Genomic DNA, 22,679 nt, shown 5'->3' with positions numbered 1-22,679 from the left:
ATTTTTACTATGCATCAAAACAGTATTTTTTTCATAGTCATGGATTTATTCACGCTTTCTTTCCATTCTTTTTGAGGGTCACTATCTTTGGTAATCCCACAACCCATGTATAAATGTGCTTTTGTGGTGCCTAATTGAATGTCTTTTTCTATTTTCATGCAACGCAAATTGACATACAAGTCCGATTGTACTTTTTCATTTTTAATACCCCTTTTATTGAGTTCTCCCAAAAAACCAGTATAGTATTCTCTAGAATAACTTTCGTTTTCTAACAAAAATTTTTGTGCAATAGCCTTAGGTAAGCCGCAAACTGCTGGGGTGGGATGCAATACGGATACTACTTGTTTTAAATTAGAATTTGCATTAACAATGCCTTCTATATCTGTTTTTATGTGTACCAAATTGCCTGCCTGCAAAGTATATGGACTAGATACCGCAATTTCAGTGGTAATTTCGCTTAGGTTTTCAATAATAAAGTCTGTAACAAATTGTTGCTCGTCTTTTTCTTTAGAGTTCCAGACCACTTCGGTGGTGTTTTCAAATTTTTGTGTTCCGGCAAGAGCCATGGTATAGAATCGCTTTTTTTTGGCAAACAACAAATGTTCTGGTGTGGCTCCTATCCACATTCCTATTTTAGGATGGTACCAACAATAGCAAAAAGCAGTTGGATAGCTCTGTAACAACTTTGTAAAAACAGAAACTAACTCAAAATCCGGAACCGAAACTACTTCTTTCCGAGACACCACCACCTTGCGCATCTCCGAGGCAGCAATACTGTCTAATGCTTTTTGCACCAAGGCTTTAAAGGCAGCCTTGCCAGTATTGTTTTTAGGTATCTCAGCATTCTCTGCTGTTTTTAGTTTGACCACACTCATTTTAGACTCTACCTTAACGGTTTGTTCTTTAGGCAGAAGGAGCATTTGATTGTTTTCAAAAGGAGCAAAAACAAAACCGGTTTCTTCTAGACTTTCTGCAAAAAATAAATGGTCGTTTTTTTGAAAGTAGCCTACCAATTTATCTTTGTTTGGTTTTTTATAAATAACAAAAGGTAAATTTTGCGCTTCTTGTTGTTTTACTTTTATGAAAAAATCAATCATCTGTACTTTTTTTAAGCCTACATTATTACTAAAAAACTACTCTTGCGGTTTTGTTTTGTTCAAAACCATATTGGTTAATTTACACAACGAAATTAAGTTGTCCTCCTCGTCGGTTATTTTAATCTCCCAGAGGTGCAAGGTTTTTCCTTTATGAACAATTCGGGCGGTAGCATAAACTACTCCTTCGCGAATGCTTTTTAAATGATTTGCCGAAATTTCGATACCTCTAACTTCTTGCTCTTTGGCATCAATAAAAAAATGAGAAGCCGCACTACCCACACTTTCGGCCAATGCCACCGAGGCGCCACCGTGCAACAATCCCATGGGCTGGTGTACCGATGGATTTACAGGCATTTTGGCTACCAAAAACCCCTCTCCTGCATCTATATATTCAATGTTTAATGTTTCCATCAAGGTGTTTTTGGAAAACGCATTGCAATACGCTACTATTTTATTTTTATCTAAAGTCATTTTTTTTATACTTAAGAATGTAAAAATAAATAAAAGATAATACACTAAACAGGAAATAGGCCGCTTATTATCCAACCAAATTAGTTTTTTCTTATTTTTACAAAAAAACAAAGACCATGCGCTACGTAACTTTACCGTTTCTTATTACTATCTTATTACTCACAGCTGCTTGCAGGTCTGATTTTGATACTGTGGCTAGTGACGGAAAACTAGCTTTTTCGAGAGACATTATATATTTGGATACGGTTTTTTCGAACATTGGCTCTAGCACGTACCGATTAAAGGTATACAACCGATCCAAAAAAGACATTACTATTCCGAGCATTAAGCTCGAAAGAGGCCTGCTCTCCAAATACCGCATGACTGTAGATGGCAGGCAAGACAATCAAGGTAAATTGTTTACCAACGTAACCCTACTTGCCAAAGACAGTCTTTATATTTTTATTGAAACTACCGCAAGCAGTACCGATGCAAATGCCTCAGATTATCTCTATACTGACAAAATTGAATTTGATTCTGGACAAAACCTGCAAACCATTCCGCTGGTTACCTTGGTCAAAGACGCCTTTTTTTTATATCCACAGCGTTTTGCTGATGGCACCACCGAAACACTACCTTTGATAGACGGCCAAAAATTGAACGGTTTTTATTTAGACCCCAAAGACCCCATAAACGGCAACGAACTGCATTTTACCAACCAAAAAGCCTACGTTATTTATGGGTATGCTGCAGTACCCAAAGGCAAAACAGTTTTGTTCGATGCAGGTAGTCGGGTTTATTTTCATAACAATTCTGGATTAGTAGTTACCGAAAACGCTACACTACAAATAAACGGAACCCCCTCCACCACCAACGCCCTAGAAAATCAAGTTATCTTTGAGGCAGACCGCTTGGAGCCAGAATACGCCAACCTACCTGGTCAATGGGGCACCATTTGGTTAACCAAAGGCAGCACCAACCACAGCATTACGCATCTTACCATCAAAAATGCTACCATCGGACTACGCATTCAGGACAACGACGGAACCACCGTAAGTATCAAAAACAGCCAAATTTACAATTGTGCCAATTATGGCATATTGGCACAAACAGCACGTATTGAGGCCCAAAACTTAGCCATCAACGGAGCCGGAATAGCCGCTTTATCTTGTTACTATGGTGGAGATTATCAATTTACACACGCCACATTTAACAACAACTGGAACAACAACTCCCACCTTGCCGTGGCAATTAGCAACCACCAAGATAGCCCCGCCACAGACACCAAAGACCTAACCAAAGCCACCTTTAACAACTGTATTATTTATGGCAACAATACCAATGAGTTGCAATTATCTTCAAAACCAACAGCAGCGTTTAACTACCAATTTAACCATTGTTTATTAAAATTCAATCCCAAAAGCACCCAAGCTCAATACCAATTTCAAACAGATCCAAGCCACTATACTGGTATTATTTTGAATCAAAATCCTAATTTTTTAAACACCACCAAAAACAAACTCCACATTGATGCCACCTCTGGCGCTTACGCAAAAGGTAATCCGGCGTATTTAATCCCGTTAGATATTCTGGGCAGCAGTAGAACACTCCCACCAGATTTGGGCGCATACCAAAGTAACGAATTCAAAAAATAACGCCATTATTTAAAACAAGAGCCCCTCTTTTAAAAAGTATTCATTGCACTTGCTCTTACTGTTTTTTTAACTAAATTTGCATCACATTACAACAAACGACACAACAATGATCCATTTCTTTGAAAACCAAAGCAACACTATTTTTGCGGTACACACAAGCAATAGCAAACTGGCAGAGCAAACGCAAAACGAAATTTCAGCTCAAGATATTTCAAAATTAAACTGGCTTTTTGCCAATGCACATAAAATAGAGAAATCCGTATTGACGGATTTTTTTGTTGGCCCACGTGCTACTATGGTTACCCCTTGGAGCACCAATGCGGTAGAGATCACTCAGAATATGGGTATTTCTGGAATCATTAGAATTGAAGAATTTAAGAGAGTATCCAAAGACTTTACGGACTTTGATCCCATGCTTTCGCAAAAATATACCGAGCTCAACCAATCGCTATTTACTGTAAACAGCACTCCCGAAGCAATTTTGGACATTGCAGATATTGCAGCTTACAACGCTAAAGAAGGCTTGTCTTTGAGCCCTGAAGAAGTAACCTATTTAGACAACCTTGCCCTTAAATTAGGACGAAAATTGACCGATTCTGAGATTTTTGGTTTTTCGCAAGCCAATTCAGAACACTGCCGTCACAAAATATTTAACGGTACCTTTATTATTGATGGAGAAGAAAAACCTGCTTCTTTATTTAAAATGATAAAAAAAACCTCTCAAGAAAACCCCAACGATATTGTATCTGCATACAAGGATAACGTTGCTTTTGTAAAAGGGCCACGCGTAGCACAATTTGCACCCAAAAGCGCCGATAAACCAGATTTTTATGCCATTAAAGAATTTGATTCGGTTATTTCTTTAAAAGCAGAAACACATAATTTTCCTACAACAGTGGAGCCATTTAATGGTGCTGCCACCGGTTCTGGAGGAGAAATAAGAGACCGTCTTGCAGGCGGACAAGGTTCTTTGCCTCTAGCCGGAACAGCCGTTTACATGACCTCTTACTCCCGTTTAGAAAACAACAGACCTTGGGAACAGGCTATGGACGAAAGAAAATGGTTGTACCAAACCCCAATGGATATTTTAATAAAAGCCTCTAATGGGGCCTCCGATTTTGGGAATAAATTTGGACAACCCTTAATTACGGGGTCTATCCTGACCTTTGAACACCAAGAAGACGCCCGCAAGCTCGGTTTTGATAAAGTAATCATGCAAGCCGGAGGAATTGGATACGGAAAACAAGAACAAGCTCTGAAAAAAACACCTCAAACTGGAGATGAAATTGTTATTTTGGGCGGCGAAAACTATAGAATTGGAATGGGTGGAGCAGCAGTTTCGTCTGCAGATACTGGCGCATTTAACTCCGGTATTGAACTCAATGCCATACAGCGTTCTAACCCAGAGATGCAAAAACGTACCGCCAATGCCATCCGAGGTTTAGTCGAGAGCGATGCAAACCCAATTGTATCTATACATGATCACGGTGCAGGAGGACACTTAAACTGCCTTTCTGAATTAGTAGAAGATACCGGAGGTTGCATTGATTTAGACCAACTTCCGGTGGGAGACCCTACCCTATCTGCAAAAGAAATCATTGGAAATGAGTCTCAAGAAAGAATGGGATTGGTTATTGGCCAAAAAGACCTAGCAACCTTACAACGTATTGCAGATAGAGAGCGTGCTCCAATGTACCAAGTTGGTACCGTAACTGGGGACCATCGTTTTACATTTGAATCCAAAACAACTGGAGCAAAACCAATGGATTTTGCCTTAGAAGATTTCTTTGGCAGCTCTCCAAAAGTGGTTATGAAGGATACCACCATTGACCGAAAATACGAAGATTTAGAATACAGCGTAAAGAATATTTCTAGCTATCTAGAACAGGTACTACAGCTCGAAGCAGTAGCCTGCAAAGACTGGTTGACCAACAAAGTAGACCGTTGTGTAGGCGGAAAGGTAGCCAAACAACAAACTGCTGGACCACTACAATTGCCTCTAAACAATTGTGGCGTTATGGCCTTAGATTATAACGGAAAAGAAGGTATTGCTACCGCAATAGGACACTCTCCTGTGGCAGCCCTAATTGATCCTGTAGCAGGAAGCAGAACCGCTATTGCCGAAGCCTTATCCAATATTATTTGGGCACCTATAAAAGACGGACTAAAAGGCATTTCATTATCTGCCAACTGGATGTGGGCCTGCAAAAACGAAGGCGAAGATGCTCGTTTGTATGCTGCGGTAGAGAGTTGTTCTGATTTTGCAATTGCATTAGGAGTAAATATTCCAACCGGAAAAGACTCCCTTTCTATGAAACAAAAATACCCTAACGAAGAAGTGATTGCACCTGGAACTGTAATTATTTCGGCTGCCGGAAACTGTACCGATATTCAAAAAGTAGTCGAGCCCGTACTTCAAAAAGGGGGCGGATCTATTTACTATATTAATTTATCTCAAGACCAATTTAAACTAGGAGGATCTTCTTTTGCACAAACCTTGAATAAAATTGGAAAAGAGGCTCCAACCATTCAAGATGCTGCTTTTTTCAAAAAAGCGTTCCACGCAATTCAAGAGTTAATTTTGGACAATCAAATTTTAGCAGGACACGATATTGGAAGTGGTGGTTTGATTACTACCCTGCTCGAGATGTGTTTTGCGGATGTAAATTTGGGAGCCAAAATAGATTTTTCAGTTTTTGAAGAAAAAGACATTATTAAATATTTATTTGCTGAGAATATTGGTCTTGTTTTTCAAGCCAAAGAAGATACCGTTTTAGAGAACAAATTACATACAGCTGGGGTTGATTTCTACAAACTTGGAAGCGCGACCTCTCAAGCCACTTTAGACTTTGGACCTTGCCAATTAGATATTGCAAAATATAGAGATATTTGGTTTCAAACCTCTTTTTTATTAGACCAAAAACAATCCAAAAACGCCACAGCACAAGCGCGTTTTGATAATTATAAAAACCAAGCGTTACGCTACCAATTTCCAACTCATTTTACTGGTAAAAAACCCGTAATAGACGCCTCAAAACCAAGACCAAAAGCAGCAATTATCCGTGAAAAAGGAAGCAACTCAGAGCGCGAAATGGCCAACGCAATGTATCTGGCTGGTTTTGATGTTAAAGACGTCCACATGACGGATTTAATATCCGGAAGAGAAACCTTAGAAGACATTCAGTTTATAGGTGCCGTTGGTGGATTTTCTAACTCAGATGTATTGGGCTCTGCAAAAGGTTGGGCTGGTGCTTTTAAATACAACGAAAAAGCCAATACTGCCTTACAAAATTTCTTTAAACGCCAAGACACATTATCAGTAGGTATTTGTAATGGATGCCAGCTGTTTATGGAGTTAGAAGTAATCAATCCTGAGCATAAAGTACACGGAAAAATGCTACACAATGACAGCCAAAAACACGAAAGTATTTTTACTTCTGTTACGGTACAAGAAAACAAATCCGTAATGTTGGCTAGCCTAGCAGGAAGTACTTTGGGAGTTTGGGTATCTCATGGAGAAGGAAAATTCCAGCTTCCGATGGGAGAAGAAAACTACAACATTGTAGGAAAATATGGTTACGATAGCTATCCAGCAAATCCAAACGGATCGGATTTTAACACTGCCATGTTATGCGATACAACAGGCCGCCACTTAGTAATGATGCCACATATTGAGCGTTCTACGTTTCAATGGAACTGGGCACATTATCCAAAAGACCGAAACGATGAAGTTTCGCCATGGCACGAAGCCTTTGTAAATGCCCGAAAATGGGTTGAAAAAAATAAGTTTTAATAGATACACAAAAGCGTTCAGAAATTTTTAAACTGAGCGCTTTTTTTATAAAAACAATACTGTTTTTGTTATTTTAATAAAAAATGTTATATACTTGCTTTTTAAAATATTATTAACCCCAAAACTACTTTTATTTATGCAACTCAAAAAAATAATGCTTTTTTTAATTTTAGCAGCAACACCCAATCTTTTTTCGCAAGTTATTGTTACTCCAATTGAGGTTAAAAACAAAACCCATTATATCACCACAACCATTGGGTATCCTGTATCTGGGACGTATTTGTTTGAGGGAGAGAGTGGGCCTATTGTTAGCTTAAATGATAATGGCTCCGGAATTTACCAACTCCATAACCAACCAGAAAAAAGAATGGTCTGGGGTATTGAATGCTCCCAAAAAGGCATACCCAAATTTAGAGAAGGATTTGACAGTGCCGTTTATACTCTATGGTACAAAACCGATGCCGCAGAATCACAAACAGAACAAATTGTAGAATGGAATGAAGTACAGTTTTCTATACATTTTAAGAAAAAGAAAATGTTTATCTCTGGGGAACGTGAAAAATCCTACAAAGAAGACGAGTAATTTTGTTTTTTTTATAAAAAAAATATAAAATTTTTTTTTAATTAAATATTAATTACCTTTAATTCCATACAAACAATAATTTCAAAGCCATGGTTACAATTACTAGACTTTTTGATTTTCCATATTATCAAAAAGAAAAATACGCTATAGAGGATGCCTTAGTAACCAAAAAAGATGGGGTCTGGATTAAAACATCCACCCAAGAATACCTCCATAAAGCCAACACAATATCTAGAGCGCTCTTAAAAATGGGCATTCAAAAAGGAGATAAAATTGCTATAATTTCTTCCAATAATAGAACCGAATGGAATATTATGGACATTGGTATTCTGCAAACTGCAGCCCAAACAGTGCCTATTTATCCCACTATTTCGGAACAAGATTATGAATATATCTTAAACCATTCTGAGGCTACTTATTGCTTTGTATCGGACCAAGAAGTATTTGCCAAAGTAAACCGCATTCGAGAAAAAGTGCCGTTACTGAAAGAGGTCTATTCTTTTGATACAATTGAGGGCTGCAAAAACTGGGAAGAGCTATTGCAACTGGGTCAAGATCAAAGCAACCAAGGAGACGTTGAAAAATGCAAAGACAGCATCCAAACCGATGATTTAGCCACAATTATTTATACTTCTGGAACCACCGGAAGACCAAAAGGAGTGATGTTATCTCATGCAAATATTGTTTCGGATGTTTTAAATAGTGCAGAACGCATCCCTTTTGAAGCAGGAAACAGCAAGGCGTTGAGCTTTTTGCCAGTATGTCATATTTTTGAAAGAATGATTCTGTATTTATACCAATACTATGGTGTTTCTATTTATTTTGGAGAGTCTATTGAAAAAATCAGTGACAACCTAAAAGAAGTAAAACCGACCGTAATTACTGCAGTGCCTAGGTTGCTCGAAAAAGTCTATGATAAAATATATGCCAAAGGAACGGAATTGACAGGAATCAAAAAAAGCTTGTTTTTCTGGGCTATTGATTTAGGGTTGCGTTACGAACCTTATGGAGCTAATGGTTTTTGGTATGAATTTCAATTAAAAATTGCTCGCAAACTTATTTTTAGTAAATGGAAAGAAGGTTTGGGCGGTAATTTAGATTTAATGGTATCCGGAAGCGCTGCTTTGCAAACCAGATTAACACGTGTTTTTGCTGCCGCTGAAATTCCGGTAATGGAAGGCTATGGTTTAACCGAAACCTCCCCTGTTATTGCTGTAAATGATTTACGAAACAGAGGCTTTAAGGTAGGAACTGTAGGTAAGGTGATTCGTAATGTAACGGTTCGCATTGCAGAGGATGGCGAAATTTTGTGCAAAGGCCCGAATGTTATGTTGGGATATTTTAAAGATGAAAAACTAACCAACGAAGTAATTGTGGATGGGTATTTCCATACGGGAGATATTGGTGAGTTGGACAAAGAGGGTTTTTTGAAAATTACGGATAGAAAGAAAGAAATGTTCAAAACCTCTGGTGGTAAATACATAGCGCCCCAAATTGTTGAGAACACTATGAAACAGTCTCGTTTTATTGAACAAATAATGGTTATTGGTGAAGGGCAAAAAATGCCTGCCGCATTCATTCAGCCTAATTTTGAATTTGTGAAAGAATGGGCTGTTATCCACAAATTAGATATTGGCACAACTAACCAAGAGATTGTCTGTAATGAGAATGTGATACGTCGTATTCAAGAAGAAATCGATCAAATCAATACCAAATTTGGACATTGGGAACAAATTAAACGTTTTGAATTAACACCCGATATATGGTCTATTGAGGGAGGGCATTTGACTCCTACTTTAAAACTGAAACGTAAAATTATTTTGCAACAATACGATGCGTTGTATCAGAAAATTTACCATAACCTATAACATATACTAAACCACGAACTTCAATTCGTGGTTTTTTTATAGTTTTTTTTTACTCAAAAATGGCCTGCTGTTACACGAATGTTCTAATGCAATGGTTTTTATAACAAGAGCTCAGATGTAGCTGCGTAAGGGATGGTAGTGGCATCCTTTTAAGTAGTCCCCAGGTTTTGGGGGCTACTTAAAAGATATAACGGACAGCCCGACCTGAAGTTTTTACGCAAGGATACGCCCACTGAAGCAAAACTAAAAAATAGTTGCTGTAATTATGTAATTGATTTTTTTTATATTTAAGGATTCTTAACAAAAAAATAGCTTTTTTTATTATGCATGCATAGTATTTTTAAGTATATTTGGAATCGATTACCTAAATTATGAAAGATAAAACGATAGATTACATTTTGCGCGCTACTTGGCAAGCAGTGGCAAGGATGTATAATGAGGAGGCTTCTAAATACGATGCTAGTATGGCTACTGGTTTTGCTCTACTGAGTATTGATAAGGAGGGCGGCACGCCATCTACTGCCTTGGGACCAAAAATGGGCATGGAGGCTACTAGTTTGACTAGAACCTTGAAGTCTATGGAGGATAAAGGGCTTATTATTAGAAAAAAAAATCCGCAGGATGGCCGGGGTGTTTTAATTTATTTGACCCCTTTTGGGAAACAGAAAAGAGAATTGTCTAAAAAAACGGTTTTGCAATTTAATGATACCATTAGAGGGAATATCTCTGAAGAGAAATTACAACATTTTATTGAAGTTGCCGAGACCATTAATGAATTGATTCAGGAAAAAAATATTTTTTATCCTACGGAATAAAAACAAATAATGGGCGCTGTTTTGGGTACACAAAACAAGAACCTTTTGTAATACAGAATACCGTTTGGAGCACGGTGTACCAATTATAGAACACTATTTATTCTAATATAAAAAAAATAAAAACTACGTATGAAACGCACAATTAAAAAAGTTGCTGTAATCGGGTCCGGAATTATGGGTTCTGGTATTGCCTGCCATTTTGCCAACATTGGTGTGGAGGTTTTACTACTAGATATTCTTCCGAGAGAATTAACTGAGGCAGAAACCAAAAAAGGATTATCCTTAGAGGATACCATAGTTAGAAACCGATTGGTTAACGACCATTTGGCAAATGCTTTAAAATCAAAGCCCTCGCCTATTTATAGTCAGAAATTTGCTAGCCGTATTACCACAGGAAATACTACGGATGATATGGCCAAAATTGCTACTGCAGACTGGATTATTGAGGTAGTTGTGGAAAGATTGGATATTAAAAAACTGGTCTTGGAGCAGGTAGAAAAATACCGAAAACCAGGAACGTTGATTACGTCTAATACCTCGGGGATTCCTATTCACTTTATGAGTGAAGGAAGAAGTGAGGATTTCCAGAAACACTTTTGTGGAACGCACTTTTTTAACCCTGCGCGTTACCTGAAATTATTTGAGATTATTCCTGGTCCACAAACTTCGACTGAAGTTTTGGATTTTCTTACAACATATGGAGAGAAATTTTTGGGAAAAACTTCGGTTGTTGCCAAAGATACTCCTGCATTTATTGGAAACCGTATTGGAATTTACGGAATCCAGAGTTTGTTTCATTTAGTTAAAGAATTGGGGTTGACTATCGAAGAGGTAGACAAATTGACTGGACCGGTTATTGGTCGTCCAAAATCAGCTACTTTTAGAACTGTAGACGTGGTTGGACTCGATACTTTAGTACATGTTGCTAACGGAATCTACGAAAATTGCCCTAATGATGAGCAACACGACTTGTTTAAACTCCCTGATTTTGTTACTAAAATGATGGAGAATAAATGGTTAGGAAGCAAAACAGGTCAAGGTTTTTATAAAAAAGAAGGGAAAGAAATTCTGACTTTAGACCTAGATACTTTAGAATACAGAGCCGCTAAAAAAGCATCGTTTGCAACGCTTGAATTAACGAAATCTATTGATAAACCAATCAACCGTTTTAAAGTATTGGTAAAAGGAAAAGACAAAGCGGGCGAATTTTACCGCAAGAGTTTTGCGGGTATGTTTGCGTATGTTTCTAACCGTATTCCTGAAATATCGGATGAGTTATACAAAATCGACGATGCCATGAAAGCTGGTTTTGGTTGGGAAAATGGCCCATTCGAAATTTGGGATGCCATTGGAGTTGAAAAAGGAATTGAAATCATGAAAGCCGAAGGTCTCGAACCAGCTGCTTGGGTAACTGATATGCTAGCTGCTGGAAACAAAAGCTTCTACACTGTTGCCGATGGTGCAACGTATTTTTACAGCATTCCTGCAAAAGCACAAGTAAAAGTTCCTGGACAAGATGCTTTTATTATTCTGAATAACATTCGCGAAAGCAAAAAAATATGGAGCAACAGTGGTGGAGTAATTACTGATCTAGGTGATGGAATCATCAACTTAGAGTTCCTTTCAAAAATGAATACTATTGGCGGTGACGTTTTACAAGCGATCAACAAAGCTATTGATTTAGCCGAAAAAGAATACCAAGGTTTGGTTATTGGCAATCAAGCCGGAAACTTCTCAGTAGGTGCAAACATTGGTATGATCTTTATGATGGCCGTGGAGCAAGAGTATGATGAGTTGAATATGGCTATCAAACTATTCCAAGACACCATGATGCGTGTGCGCTACTCCTCTATTCCGGTTGTGGTTGCACCACACGGAATGACCTTTGGTGGTGGATGCGAAATGAGCTTACATGCTGATAAAGTGGTAGCTGCAGCAGAAACGTACATGGGATTAGTGGAGTTTGGTGTAGGTGTGATTCCGGGTGGTGGTGGTTCTAAGGAACTTGCATTGCGTGCTTCTGATTTATTCCATAAAAATGACGTAGAGCTCAATGTATTGCAAGAGTATTTCTTGACTATTGCTATGGCAAAAGTATCCACATCTGGTTATGAAGCCTTTGACACTGGACTATTACAACACGGTAAAGATGTTATTGTGGTGAACAAAGACCGTCAAATTGCCGAAGCAAAGAAACATGCGTTACTAATGGCCGAAGCTGGCTACACCCAACCAATACGTAGAACTGACGTAAAAGTATTAGGAAAACAAGCTTTAGGGATGTTCTTAGTAGGAACAGACCAAATGGAGGCAGGCAAATACATCTCGGAGCACGATAAGAAAATTGCAAACAAACTAGCGTATGTTATGGCTGGTGGTGATTTATCGGAGCCAACATTGGTAAGCGAACAATATTTATTAGATCTAGAACGAGAAGCTTTCTTGTCATTATGTACCGAAAGAAAAACACTAGAGAGAATCCAATTTATGCTAACCAAAGGGAAACCGCTACGTAATTAAGAAAAACAGAGCCAAGATGCAAGAAGCAAGACACAGAATTCTATTTCTCCACTTTCTTCTTGACTCTTTCTTCTAAAAATCTCTAAAAGAAAAAATATGAAAACAGCCTATATAGTAAAAGCATACAGAACAGCAGTTGGTAAAGCACCAAAAGGAGTTTTTAGATTTAAAAGACCGGATGAATTAGCCGCAGAAACCATCGAATTTATGATGAATGAATTGCCTGATTTTGACAAAACCCGTATTGACGACGTTATGGTCGGAAACGCGATGCCTGAGGCAGAACAAGGACTTAACGTTGCTCGTTTGATCTCTTTGATGGGATTGAAAGTAGAGGATGTTCCTGGAGTAACCGTAAACCGTTACTGTGCATCTGGTTTAGAAACCATTGGTATGGCTACAGCCAAAATTCAATCCGGAATGGCACACTGCATTATTGCAGGTGGTGCTGAGAGTATGAGTTTTATTCCGATGGGAGGATACAAACCAACTCCGGATTATGCGGTTGCAAAAGCAGGAAACGAAGACTACTACTGGGGAATGGGTTTAACCGCCGAAGCAGTAGCTCAACAGTTTAACGTTTCAAGAGAAGATCAAGATGAGTTTGCTTATAACTCACACATGAAAGCCTTGAAAGCGCAAGCGGAAGGTAAATTTGACCAACAAATTGTTCCTATTACAGTAGAACAAACGTTCTTGAACGAAAACGGCAAAAAAGAAACTAAATCGTATATTGTGAACAAAGATGAAGGACCAAGAGCCGGAACTTCTAAGGAAGCTTTAGCAGGACTAAGACCTGTTTTTGAAGCTGGCGGAAGTGTAACAGCGGGTAACTCTTCACAAATGAGTGATGGTGCTGCTTTTGTACTGGTGATGAGCGAAGAAATGGTAAAAGAATTGAACCTAGAGCCAATTGCAAGATTAGTAAATTTTGCCTCTTCAGGTGTTGAACCTAGGATTATGGGTATCGGACCAGTAAAAGCAATTCCAAAAGTATTGAAACAAGCCGGTTTATCCATTAATGATATCGAGCTAATCGAATTGAACGAAGCTTTTGCTTCTCAATCTTTAGCCGTGATCCGAGAGTTGGATTTAAATCCAGATATTATCAATGTAAACGGAGGCGCTATTGCCTTAGGCCACCCACTAGGGTGCACGGGTGCTAAACTTTCTGTTCAGTTGTTTGACGAAATGAAACGCCGCGGTAACAAATACGGAATTGTAACCATGTGCGTAGGTACAGGTCAAGGAAGTGCTGGGGTGTATGAGTTGATGTAGAGTAGAGAATATAGAAGCAAGAAGCAAGAGACAAGATGTTTTATTGGAACGAAACCTTATAGATAAATGAGACATAACTTTAAGAACTTAAAAATATGGGTTTTATCGATGGAAATTACTTCTGACATACATAAGTTATGTTTAAATTTTCCAAATAACGAGGTGTATGGGTTAATAAGTCAAATGAATCGTTCTGCTGTCTCGATGCCATCAAATATTGCAGAAGGTTCAAATAGAAGTAATAAACATTTTCAACATTACTTGAATATTAGTTTAGGCTCTTCGTTTGAATTGCAAACTCAATTATTGATCGCTTATCAAAATCAATATTTATCAAAAGATAAAACTGAAGAAATAGAAAACAAAATAATTGAATTTCAAAAGATGACTACAGGGTTCATTACTAAGTTAGACACTAGTCTTTCTTCTTGACTCTTTCATCTTTTATCTAAAAAACAAAAAAAATGAGCAACGTAACTAGAGGAGGACAATTCCTTGTAAAAGAAACCAAGTGTGAAGACATCTTCACCCCAGAAGACTTCAACGAAGAACAATTAATGATGCGTGACTCTGTAAAAGAGTTTGTAGACAAAGAATTATGGCCTAATAAGGACCGTTTTGAAAAGAAAGATTATGCCCTAACCGAAGAAACTATGCGTAAAGCAGGTGACTTAGGTTTTTTGAGCGTAGCCGTTCCAGAAGCCTATGGCGGAATGGGAATGGGATTTGTAAACACCGTTTTAGTTTGTGACTACATCTCTGGAGCAACAGGATCCTTCTCGACTGCATTTGGAGCACACACTGGTATTGGTACCATGCCAATAACTTTGTATGGAACCGAAGAGCAAAAACAAAAATACGTGCCCAAACTAGCTTCAGGAGAATGGTTTGGTGCATATTGCTTAACAGAACCAGGTGCTGGATCAGACGCCAATTCCGGAAAAACAAAAGCAGTTTTATCTGAAGATGGAAAGACCTACTCTATCACAGGGCAAAAAATGTGGATTTCCAATGCAGGTTTCTGTAGCGTATTTATTGTTTTTGCACGTATTGGTGACGATAAAAACATCACTGGTTTTATTGTAGAAAACACCAAAGACAACGGAATTTCAATGGGTGAAGAAGAGCACAAACTAGGTATTAGAGCCTCTTCTACTCGTCAGGTTTTCTTTAATGAAACCAAAGTTCCGGCCGAAAACATGCTATCCGAAAGAGGTAACGGGTTCAAAATTGCCATGAATGCTTTAAATGTAGGCCGTATTAAACTAGCTGCTGCTTGCCTTGATGCGCAGCGTAGAGTAATTACCAATGCTACAGCTTATGCTAATGAAAGAATACAATTTAATACGGCAATTGCGCAATTTGGAGCAGTTCGTGCTAAATTGGCTGAAATGGCAACCAACTGTTATGCTGGCGAAAGTGCCACATATAGAGCCGCAAAAGATATTGAAAACAGAATTATTGCTCGCGAAGCCGAAGGAGCAACACATCAAGATGCAGAACTAAAAGGAGTAGAAGAATATGCCATTGAGTGTTCTATCCTAAAAGTTGCTGTTTCTGAAGATGTTCAAGCTTGTGCTGACGAAGGCATCCAAATTTTTGGAGGAATGGGATTCTCAGAAGACACTCCAATGGAGAGTGCTTGGAGAGATGCGCGTATTGCACGTATTTACGAAGGTACCAACGAAATCAACCGCATGCTATCTGTAGGCATGTTGATTAAAAAAGCCATGAAGGGACATGTAGATTTATTAGGGCCTGCAACTAAGGTTGGCGAAGAACTACTGGGAATACCTTCGTTTGACACACCAGATTTCTCGGAATTATTTGCCGAAGAGAAAGACATGATCGTAAAATTGAAAAAAGCTTTCTTGATGGTTGCTGGTAGTGCTGTTCAAAAATTTGGTACCGACCTAGAAGCACACCAACAAATTTTGATGGCAGCCTCAGATATGTTAATTGAAATTTATATGGCCGAAAGCACGATCCTTAGATCTGAAAAATTAGCCAAAAAAGAAGGCCAAGACAACGTACAAGAACAAATTGCAATGGCACGATTGTACTTGTATCAAGCAGTAGATATTGTTACCCAAAAAGGTAAAGAAGCAATTATTTCGTTTGTAGAAGGAGATGAGCAGCGCATGATGCTTATGGGATTGAGACGTTTTACAAAATATACCACTATGCCTAATGTAGTTGCTTTGAGAGAAACCATCACCTCTAAATTAGTGGCCGAAAACGCCTATTGCTTTTAAGCAAAAAGATAGTTTATAATTGCTTTATTAGTTGTTAAAAACAGCAGTCATTTTGAATGACTGCTGTTTTTGTATGTATAAAAAAAAGTCTAAATTGGTATCTTTGTATCCTAAAAAAAATTTTTTTAGTAACAAAAAACGCTAAACACAAAACAACTCCTGAATCTGTAAAAAATAATGCTCCGCAACTCTAAAGCGTAGCGTTGATTTATACAAAGAAAGGTCTTATTTAATTTTAAATTAATCTACAAAGTCGTAAAAAAAGATAGCTTTGTAGTCTTAATAATTCACTATGATTAATCCATCAGCACCGGGCTGGATAGACAAGTATTTCTTGATGCAAAAAACGGTTCCACAAACGGTATTTAGCAATCCAGACGCATATTATCTAAAAATTAGAGAAACTGGTTTTATTTATGGTCATATAATTTCGTTCGAAACCAACACAGCCATAGAGACCAAAGGATGGGTACAAAACGAAAAACCCAAAGTAGCATTACTCAATACTCTTTACACGCTATACCAACTAACACTTGGCAACGAAGACACGGAAAATTTTATAAACCAGGCTTTTGATTTTTATAACCAAATGAATCCGCAAGGCTTTAATTTGTTAAAAAAAGTATTACCAACCAATAGCTCCTCTTTAAATTTAGAAAAATTAATCCATGAGCGTGTTCAGACTAATATAGATATTATTAGCAAAAATTTTTCGCATATTGTAACCAATGCGTTGTTGTTTGTTGATGTGTTGGCTTTTAGACACTATTTATTAGAGGGACATATTCCAGAAAAATATTTAAAAAAAATGGAAGAGGCCGTGATTAGCTTGGTGTCATTGGCATTAAAAACCAAATCACAAAAATCTAACTATGATGACTTATTGATTAAACTTTTTGAAGCCTCGGTTCGATATAGCAAATTTTCGAAGGTAAGCGTTCAGAATCTTGAAGAATTGCATCTGGATTATTTTGGTTCTGTTCTTGAAAAATACTACCTGATTGACATGGCAGGAATGGCATTATGGTCTGATGGAAAAATAGAAAACGAAGAAGTTTACTTTTTGCATAAATTGGCCGAATTACTCGCAGTGCCAGATCCCTTTGTAAGCAATAGCATTGAAAGTACCGATGCATTTATAACCAAACATAAAAATGAAATTCCGTATTTTAACTACTCCAATCCGGTTAAACATTTTTATGACCAAACAACACAAAGTGTCATTACTTTAATAACCCGAAACAAAAACAGACTCTACAAAGAGATTGTACAAAGTAAAGAGTTAATGGTACTTCTGGCAGCCTCTACCACAAGAGATTTAGATCCATCCGAGAAAAAAAAGATAAAAAAACAAGTATTAGATATCTGTAAATCCGTACCTTCTTTGACTATTTTTTTGCTACCGGGCGGCAGCTTGTTGCTCCCTATTTTAATTAAATTTATCCCAAAGATGCTTCCTTCTGCTTTTAATGAAAATTTGGAAGATTAGTAATTAGACATCCAAGAAAACGTATTTGTAGAGATCAAATCTTTTTCTTTGCGTATAAATTCTAAAAAAGCACTAGCTACTGGGCTCCTTTTTTTACCTTTTAACCAAATGAGTCTCCAGTTGGTTATAATTGGCAAACCCGCACTAGGTATCGTTTTTAATTGCTTATTGTCTAATTCATTTTTGAGACCAATAATTGGCATAATCGAAATCCCTAAACCCGCAATAATGGCTTGTTTGACTGCTTCATTGGAGGTGAGTTGAATTGCCATCTTAGATTGAATTTTATGTTTACTAACATAGTCTTCCATTGCCATTCTGGTAGCAGAACCCGCTTCTCTAAATAATAAAGGTGTCGTAAAAAGCAAATCGGACACCTTGTTTTTAGTGTCTATTTCTACGGAATTATTGCCTACCAACACCAACTTGTTTTGTAATAAAACCTCGCTTTCAATTGCAATGTCTTTGGGAACCACAGATACAAATGCAAAATCTACCTCGTTGTTTTTTAAAGCCTTTACCACTTTTGTTTTATTATTTACATCCATCTCCAGCTCTACCGCTCTATTCAATTTTAAAAAATCGGACAAAAAATACGGAATTACATATTTTCCTGTAGAAACTACAGCTAGTTTTAAACAACCAGACAACTGCCCCTTGAAGGCCATTGTTTTATAATTTATGGCATGTACTTCGTTTAAAATAGTGTTTGCTGCCAAAGCTATTTCTTTTCCAAAATCAGTAACATATAGCTGTCTTCCGATAATTTCTGTTAGCGGAATATCAAATTGATCCTGAAAATTTCGTAACTGAATCGATACCGCAGGTTGCGACAAATGGAGTTCTTCTGCTGCTTTGGTAATGCTTTTGGTTTGTGTTACTTTAAAGAAAACCTGTAATTGATGCAAGGTATAATTCATAAAAATATTTTATATATATCATTACAAATATAAATAAAAATATATGAATTGTATTACGGAAATTTGCAAAACAATATAACCAACAACCGCAACAATGAATTTAAATTTACTTTTAGAGAATCTAACCAACCCAGCATTACTATTTTTTTTATTGGGTATTATCGCTGTAAGGCTAAAGAGCGATTTAGAAATACCGCCAAACTCGTCTAAATTTATAGCGTTGTACCTTCTGTTTTCTATCGGGTTTAAAGGCGGGCAAGAATTGGCACATAGTGTATTTACCTTAGAGATTGTATGGTCTATTTTATTTGGAATTTTTATCGCAACTGCAATACCTTTCTATTCTTATTTTATTTTGAGACGAAAATTCAGCCCTTTTGACTCGGGAGCAATTGCTGCGGCTTATGGGTCAGTTAGTGCAGTGACTTTTGTTACAGCAGCTAGTTTTCTGGAAATTCAAAACCAAAGTTTTAGTGGACACATGGTAGCAGTCATGGCATTAATGGAGGCTCCTGCCATTGTGGTTGGGGTTATTTTAATCCGTGTGTTTAATAAACAATCTGAATCCAAAACATCCATATCCTCCTTGGTAAAACATTCTTTTACCAACGGGAGTGTGTTGTTAATCTTGGGGAGTTTAGTAATTGGTTTTTTGGCAAGCGAAGAGCAAGCCATGGGTATTAAGCCTTTTACTACCGATATGTTCAAGGGATTTTTGTCCATATTCTTATTAGATATGGGTATTATAAGCGGCCGAAAATTACAGGATTTTATCAAAAGTGGCTGGTTTGCAGTACTTTTTGCAATAGTTATTCCGTTACTAAATGGCTGTGTGGTTGCCTTTGCTAGTGCTGTGGTTACGGATGCTATTGGAGACCGTTTTATATTGGCAATCTTAGCGTCTAGCGCCTCATACATTGCGGTTCCTGCGGCGCTAAAAATAGCCGTTCCTAAAGCCAATCCAGGTTTGTATTTGCCAATGGCGTTGGCAATTACATTTCCATTTAATATAACTTTAGGAATGCCTATTTATTATTCTCTTATAATGGGAAGTTGTGGTTAGAACTGTAACTGAAATACTTCGTCTAGATCTAGGTTAGAACTAATATTTACGTTTAGATCTGTTACAAATCCGGAATTTAATCCATAAACCCAACCATGTATGCTTAAATCTTGCCCATTTTTCCAAGCAGATTGTACAATGGATGTTTTGGATAAGTCAAAAACCTGTTCTTTGATATTGATTTCTACAAAAGTATTGAAACGCTCGGTTTCATCTTCGATAGAGTCCAAGTATTTATTATGCAAACGATATACGTCTTTGATATGGCGTATCCAGTTATCTATAATTCCGATAGATTGGTTGCCCATGGCTGCTTTTATACCACCACAGCCATAATGACCACATACAATAACGTGTTTTACCTTTAGAACGTTTACGGCATAATCCAGAACGCTTAGCATATTCATGTCAGAATGTACTACCATGTTTGCAATATTTCTATGCACAAACACCTCTCCTGGTTTGGCTCCAATGATCTCATTAGCAGGAACTCTACTATCTGAACAACCAATCCATAATAATGGTGGAGTTTGTCCTTTGGCTAAATCTGCAAAAAAGTTAGGGTCTTTGGCTAAAGCGTTTTCTACCCATTCTTTGTTATTATCTAAAATCTTTTTATAAAAATCACTCATGTTTTTTAAATTTTATATGTTATTTTTTTATACCCATCAAGATCCTAACCAGAAAAAGCATACCTGGCAATAAACCCGATGGTGGTCTTATTTTTTAATAACCTCTTTTGGGGCAGTTCCTTTTTTAACCATTTCTCTTTTGGCTACATCGTAATAATGTTCAAAAGTAACGTGGTTGGCTGCATCTGGAGAGTTCTCTAAGTCGTATTCTTTCTTAAACCCCTTTAATTTTACATCAATGTTGTCTTCTTTGGCTCGGGTGTTTTTAAATTCTTTTATTAAATCCAAAATATCATGCGCTATATATACGGTGTCGTGCGCATGGATAATTACTTTTGTGTTTTCTGGAATGTCATTTAAGGTGCTTTTAATGGCTGCTTTGTTTAAAAACGAAACCTCTTGAGCTAAATCTATATGGATGATATCTCCATCTACGTAGGCTTCTTTTTTAAAACTATAGGCTCTTTTAAGATTTCCTTTTAATATAAAAATAATGCTAATAACAATCCCTAGCATTACCCCTTTTAATAAATCTGTGGTTACTACAGCTATTAATGTGGCCACAAAGGGAATAAATTGGTACTTTCCTTTGTTCCAAAAATGTACAAATGTTGCTGGCTTAGCTAACTTATAACCTACCAGAATTAAAATGGTAGCTAAAGTAGCCAACGGGATTTTATTCAGAATTACCGGTATTGCCAATACACTTATAAGCAATAACACCCCATGGATTATTGAAGACATTTTAGATTTAGCACCAGCGGCATTATTAGCCGAGGTTCGCACCACAACAGAGGTCATAGGCAATCCACCAATTAGAGCACTAATAATGTTACCAATACCTTGGGCCTTGAGTTCTACATTGGTATCGGTATATCTTTTTTGGGCGTCCATTCGGTCAGAGGCCTCAATGCATAATAACGTCTCGATAGAAGCAACTATAGCAATCGTTAACCCTACAACCCATACTTTAGGGTTTGTAAATCCTGAAAAATTAGGTGTAACCACAATGGATTTGAGCTCCTCAAAACTAGTTGGCACTGGCAAAGAAACCAAATGTGCACTGTTTATTGCTAAAGAACTTCCTGTGCTGATAAAAATTTCATTTAATACAATTCCAGAAACTACCGCAATTAAGGCTCCCGGAATTAGTTTTAATTTTTTCAAGAAGGGTACTTTATCCCAAGATATAAGAATAACCAACGAAACTACAGTTATTACAATGGCTCCTAGTTGTACGTGGTTAAAAATTTCTAACAAAGAGCTAAACGAGTTGCCTCCGTTGGGCTCTATAAAAGATTGGTCTCCTTCAAAATCTGCATCATAACCAAAGGCATGCGGGAGTTGTTTTAGGATAATAATTACTCCAATACCTGCCAACATTCCTTCAATAACGTTGGTCGGAAAGTAGTTAGAGATGCTTCCGGCTTTTATAAAGCCTAATGCTAATTGCACAAATCCGGCTATTAATACTGCCGTCAAAAAGATGTCAAAGGCGCCAAAATCAGTAATGGCGGTCAATATAATTGCGGTTAAACCCGCAGCAGGTCCAGACACACTAAGGTGGGATTTACTTAAATATCCTACTACTATACCTCCAATTACTCCTGAAATAATCCCTGAAAACAAGGGAGCTCCAGAAGCCATTGCAATTCCTAAACACAAGGGTAGCGCCACCAAAAAAACCACTAAACCAGACGCAAAATCGGATTTTAGGTTAGCAAAAAGATTTATTTTTTTTGTCATAACGTAATACTATTTATCGATAAAATGTTGCTGCATATAAATACAGTCTTTGTTTTTTGTTTTTTGTTTTTTGTTTTTTGTTTTTTTTACAAAAATGTAATCAAGGATATTACGATAAATTGGGAGGTGGCGAGAATATGATAGGAGTAATTTTATCGTGTTTGGATAAATTCTCTGAGAGTATTAAGCTACAATGCTGGTGCTTTGTGGTCAAGAATCCTACTTGCACCTCATTGTGAAGGGTAAAAACTTTAATTTCTTTTTGGGTATGTTCTTCTTCAGAAATACTGAAAAAAATGGACGTATCACAGGATTTTTCTATTATTGTAACAAGAGGAGGTGTAGCTAAAAAAGCTAGAAACAAGAATAAAAATGCGCACGAGATTATTTTCATTCTAACAAAAATATACTATAACTCCTAAAATCAAAACATTGTTTAACTAATTTTATATAAATTTAACACTATAAAAAAACACCAGACCATTAAATACATAACAATCTGGTGTTTACATGTG

At 37.3% G+C, this 22,679-nt stretch carries 16 protein-coding genes; 11 read left to right on the top strand and 5 right to left on the bottom strand.

What is annotated here, in order from left to right; genetic code table 11:
• Positions 1 to 14 precede the first annotated feature (14 nt).
• Together LB076_RS07145 and LB076_RS07140 are read right to left on the bottom strand one after the other, a co-directional pair.
• Positions 15 to 1,097, bottom strand: coding sequence for an isochorismate synthase (locus LB076_RS07145; protein ID WP_066334791.1), 1,083 nt, complete (start codon positions 1,095 to 1,097; stop codon positions 15 to 17).
• Between the two features lie 36 nt (positions 1,098 to 1,133).
• Complete coding sequence (locus LB076_RS07140) at positions 1,134 to 1,568, bottom strand: PaaI family thioesterase (protein ID WP_066334790.1); 435 nt, start codon at positions 1,566 to 1,568, stop codon at positions 1,134 to 1,136.
• A 116-nt stretch (positions 1,569 to 1,684) separates the two neighbouring features.
• Here LB076_RS07140 and LB076_RS07135 point away from each other — a divergent pair, with 116 nt between their 5' ends.
• From LB076_RS07135 to LB076_RS07090, 10 genes are all read left to right on the top strand, one after another.
• Positions 1,685 to 3,202: a hypothetical protein gene (locus LB076_RS07135; RefSeq protein ID WP_066334787.1), complete on the top strand. Its 1,518-nt coding sequence runs from the start codon at positions 1,685 to 1,687 to the stop codon at positions 3,200 to 3,202.
• A gap of 106 nt (positions 3,203 to 3,308) precedes the next feature.
• Positions 3,309 to 6,995: a phosphoribosylformylglycinamidine synthase gene (gene purL / locus LB076_RS07130; protein ID WP_066334784.1), complete on the top strand. Its 3,687-nt coding sequence runs from the start codon at positions 3,309 to 3,311 to the stop codon at positions 6,993 to 6,995.
• Positions 6,996 to 7,131: 136 nt separating this feature from the next.
• Positions 7,132 to 7,578 (top strand): hypothetical protein, encoded by a 447-nt coding sequence (locus LB076_RS07125; protein ID WP_066334780.1) that lies wholly within the window; start codon positions 7,132 to 7,134, stop codon positions 7,576 to 7,578.
• An 89-nt stretch (positions 7,579 to 7,667) separates the two neighbouring features.
• Complete coding sequence (locus tag LB076_RS07120; RefSeq protein WP_066334779.1) at positions 7,668 to 9,446, top strand: AMP-dependent synthetase/ligase; 1,779 nt, start codon at positions 7,668 to 7,670, stop codon at positions 9,444 to 9,446.
• 371 nt (positions 9,447 to 9,817) lie between these two features.
• On the top strand, positions 9,818 to 10,261 hold the full coding sequence (locus LB076_RS07115) for a MarR family winged helix-turn-helix transcriptional regulator (protein WP_066334778.1): 444 nt from the start codon (positions 9,818 to 9,820) through the stop codon (positions 10,259 to 10,261).
• Between the two features lie 129 nt (positions 10,262 to 10,390).
• Positions 10,391 to 12,781 (top strand): 3-hydroxyacyl-CoA dehydrogenase/enoyl-CoA hydratase family protein, encoded by a 2,391-nt coding sequence (locus LB076_RS07110; RefSeq protein WP_066334775.1) that lies wholly within the window; start codon positions 10,391 to 10,393, stop codon positions 12,779 to 12,781.
• 96 nt (positions 12,782 to 12,877) lie between these two features.
• Entirely contained in the window at positions 12,878 to 14,059 is a 1,182-nt protein-coding gene (locus LB076_RS07105) for an acetyl-CoA C-acyltransferase (protein ID WP_066334774.1), read from the top strand.
• 66 nt (positions 14,060 to 14,125) lie between these two features.
• Positions 14,126 to 14,491, top strand: coding sequence for a four helix bundle protein (locus LB076_RS07100; RefSeq protein WP_066334771.1), 366 nt, complete (start codon positions 14,126 to 14,128; stop codon positions 14,489 to 14,491).
• Between the two features lie 32 nt (positions 14,492 to 14,523).
• On the top strand, positions 14,524 to 16,314 hold the full coding sequence (locus tag LB076_RS07095; RefSeq protein WP_066334769.1) for an acyl-CoA dehydrogenase family protein: 1,791 nt from the start codon (positions 14,524 to 14,526) through the stop codon (positions 16,312 to 16,314).
• Between the two features lie 292 nt (positions 16,315 to 16,606).
• On the top strand, positions 16,607 to 17,803 hold the full coding sequence (locus tag LB076_RS07090) for an LETM1-related biofilm-associated protein (protein WP_066334766.1): 1,197 nt from the start codon (positions 16,607 to 16,609) through the stop codon (positions 17,801 to 17,803).
• Here the strand turns inward: LB076_RS07090 and LB076_RS07085 are convergent.
• Positions 17,800 to 18,723 (bottom strand): LysR family transcriptional regulator, encoded by a 924-nt coding sequence (locus tag LB076_RS07085; RefSeq protein ID WP_066334763.1) that lies wholly within the window; start codon positions 18,721 to 18,723, stop codon positions 17,800 to 17,802. The genes LB076_RS07090 and LB076_RS07085 overlap by 4 nt on opposite strands.
• Before the next feature lie 94 nt (positions 18,724 to 18,817).
• Between LB076_RS07085 and LB076_RS07080 the strand changes: the two genes are divergently transcribed.
• A complete protein-coding gene (locus tag LB076_RS07080; protein ID WP_066334756.1) occupies positions 18,818 to 19,786 on the top strand; it encodes a sodium-dependent bicarbonate transport family permease in 969 nt (322 codons plus the stop codon).
• On the opposite strand, the gene can is transcribed toward LB076_RS07080, so the two are convergent.
• Together can and LB076_RS07070 are read right to left on the bottom strand one after the other, a co-directional pair.
• Positions 19,783 to 20,418, bottom strand: a complete 636-nt coding sequence (can, locus tag LB076_RS07075) for a carbonate dehydratase (protein WP_066334754.1) — start codon at positions 20,416 to 20,418, stop codon at positions 19,783 to 19,785. The two genes, LB076_RS07080 and can, sit on opposite strands and share 4 nt — an antisense overlap.
• A gap of 87 nt (positions 20,419 to 20,505) precedes the next feature.
• Positions 20,506 to 22,164 (bottom strand): SulP family inorganic anion transporter, encoded by a 1,659-nt coding sequence (locus tag LB076_RS07070; RefSeq protein WP_066334752.1) that lies wholly within the window; start codon positions 22,162 to 22,164, stop codon positions 20,506 to 20,508.
• Positions 22,165 to 22,679: the final 515 nt, after the last annotated feature.

It is taken from the genome of Flavobacterium crassostreae, assembly GCF_001831475.1.
GTDB lineage: Bacteria > Bacteroidota > Bacteroidia > Flavobacteriales > Flavobacteriaceae > Flavobacterium > Flavobacterium crassostreae.
This window is presented reverse-complemented; position numbering and strand designations above follow the sequence as displayed.

Coding starts and splice junctions, on each gene's coding strand:
- LB076_RS07145 (WP_066334791.1), bottom strand. CDS start 1,097: ATGATTGATTTTTTCATAAAAGTAAAACAACAAGAAGCGCAAAATTTA.
- LB076_RS07140 (WP_066334790.1), bottom strand. CDS start 1,568: ATGACTTTAGATAAAAATAAAATAGTAGCGTATTGCAATGCGTTTTCC.
- LB076_RS07135 (WP_066334787.1), top strand. CDS start 1,685: ATGCGCTACGTAACTTTACCGTTTCTTATTACTATCTTATTACTCACA.
- purL (WP_066334784.1), top strand. CDS start 3,309: ATGATCCATTTCTTTGAAAACCAAAGCAACACTATTTTTGCGGTACAC.
- LB076_RS07125 (WP_066334780.1), top strand. CDS start 7,132: ATGCAACTCAAAAAAATAATGCTTTTTTTAATTTTAGCAGCAACACCC.
- LB076_RS07120 (WP_066334779.1), top strand. CDS start 7,668: ATGGTTACAATTACTAGACTTTTTGATTTTCCATATTATCAAAAAGAA.
- LB076_RS07115 (WP_066334778.1), top strand. CDS start 9,818: ATGAAAGATAAAACGATAGATTACATTTTGCGCGCTACTTGGCAAGCA.
- LB076_RS07110 (WP_066334775.1), top strand. CDS start 10,391: ATGAAACGCACAATTAAAAAAGTTGCTGTAATCGGGTCCGGAATTATG.
- LB076_RS07105 (WP_066334774.1), top strand. CDS start 12,878: ATGAAAACAGCCTATATAGTAAAAGCATACAGAACAGCAGTTGGTAAA.
- LB076_RS07100 (WP_066334771.1), top strand. CDS start 14,126: ATGAGACATAACTTTAAGAACTTAAAAATATGGGTTTTATCGATGGAA.
- LB076_RS07095 (WP_066334769.1), top strand. CDS start 14,524: ATGAGCAACGTAACTAGAGGAGGACAATTCCTTGTAAAAGAAACCAAG.
- LB076_RS07090 (WP_066334766.1), top strand. CDS start 16,607: ATGATTAATCCATCAGCACCGGGCTGGATAGACAAGTATTTCTTGATG.
- LB076_RS07085 (WP_066334763.1), bottom strand. CDS start 18,723: ATGAATTATACCTTGCATCAATTACAGGTTTTCTTTAAAGTAACACAA.
- LB076_RS07080 (WP_066334756.1), top strand. CDS start 18,818: ATGAATTTAAATTTACTTTTAGAGAATCTAACCAACCCAGCATTACTA.
- can (WP_066334754.1), bottom strand. CDS start 20,418: ATGAGTGATTTTTATAAAAAGATTTTAGATAATAACAAAGAATGGGTA.
- LB076_RS07070 (WP_066334752.1), bottom strand. CDS start 22,164: ATGACAAAAAAAATAAATCTTTTTGCTAACCTAAAATCCGATTTTGCG.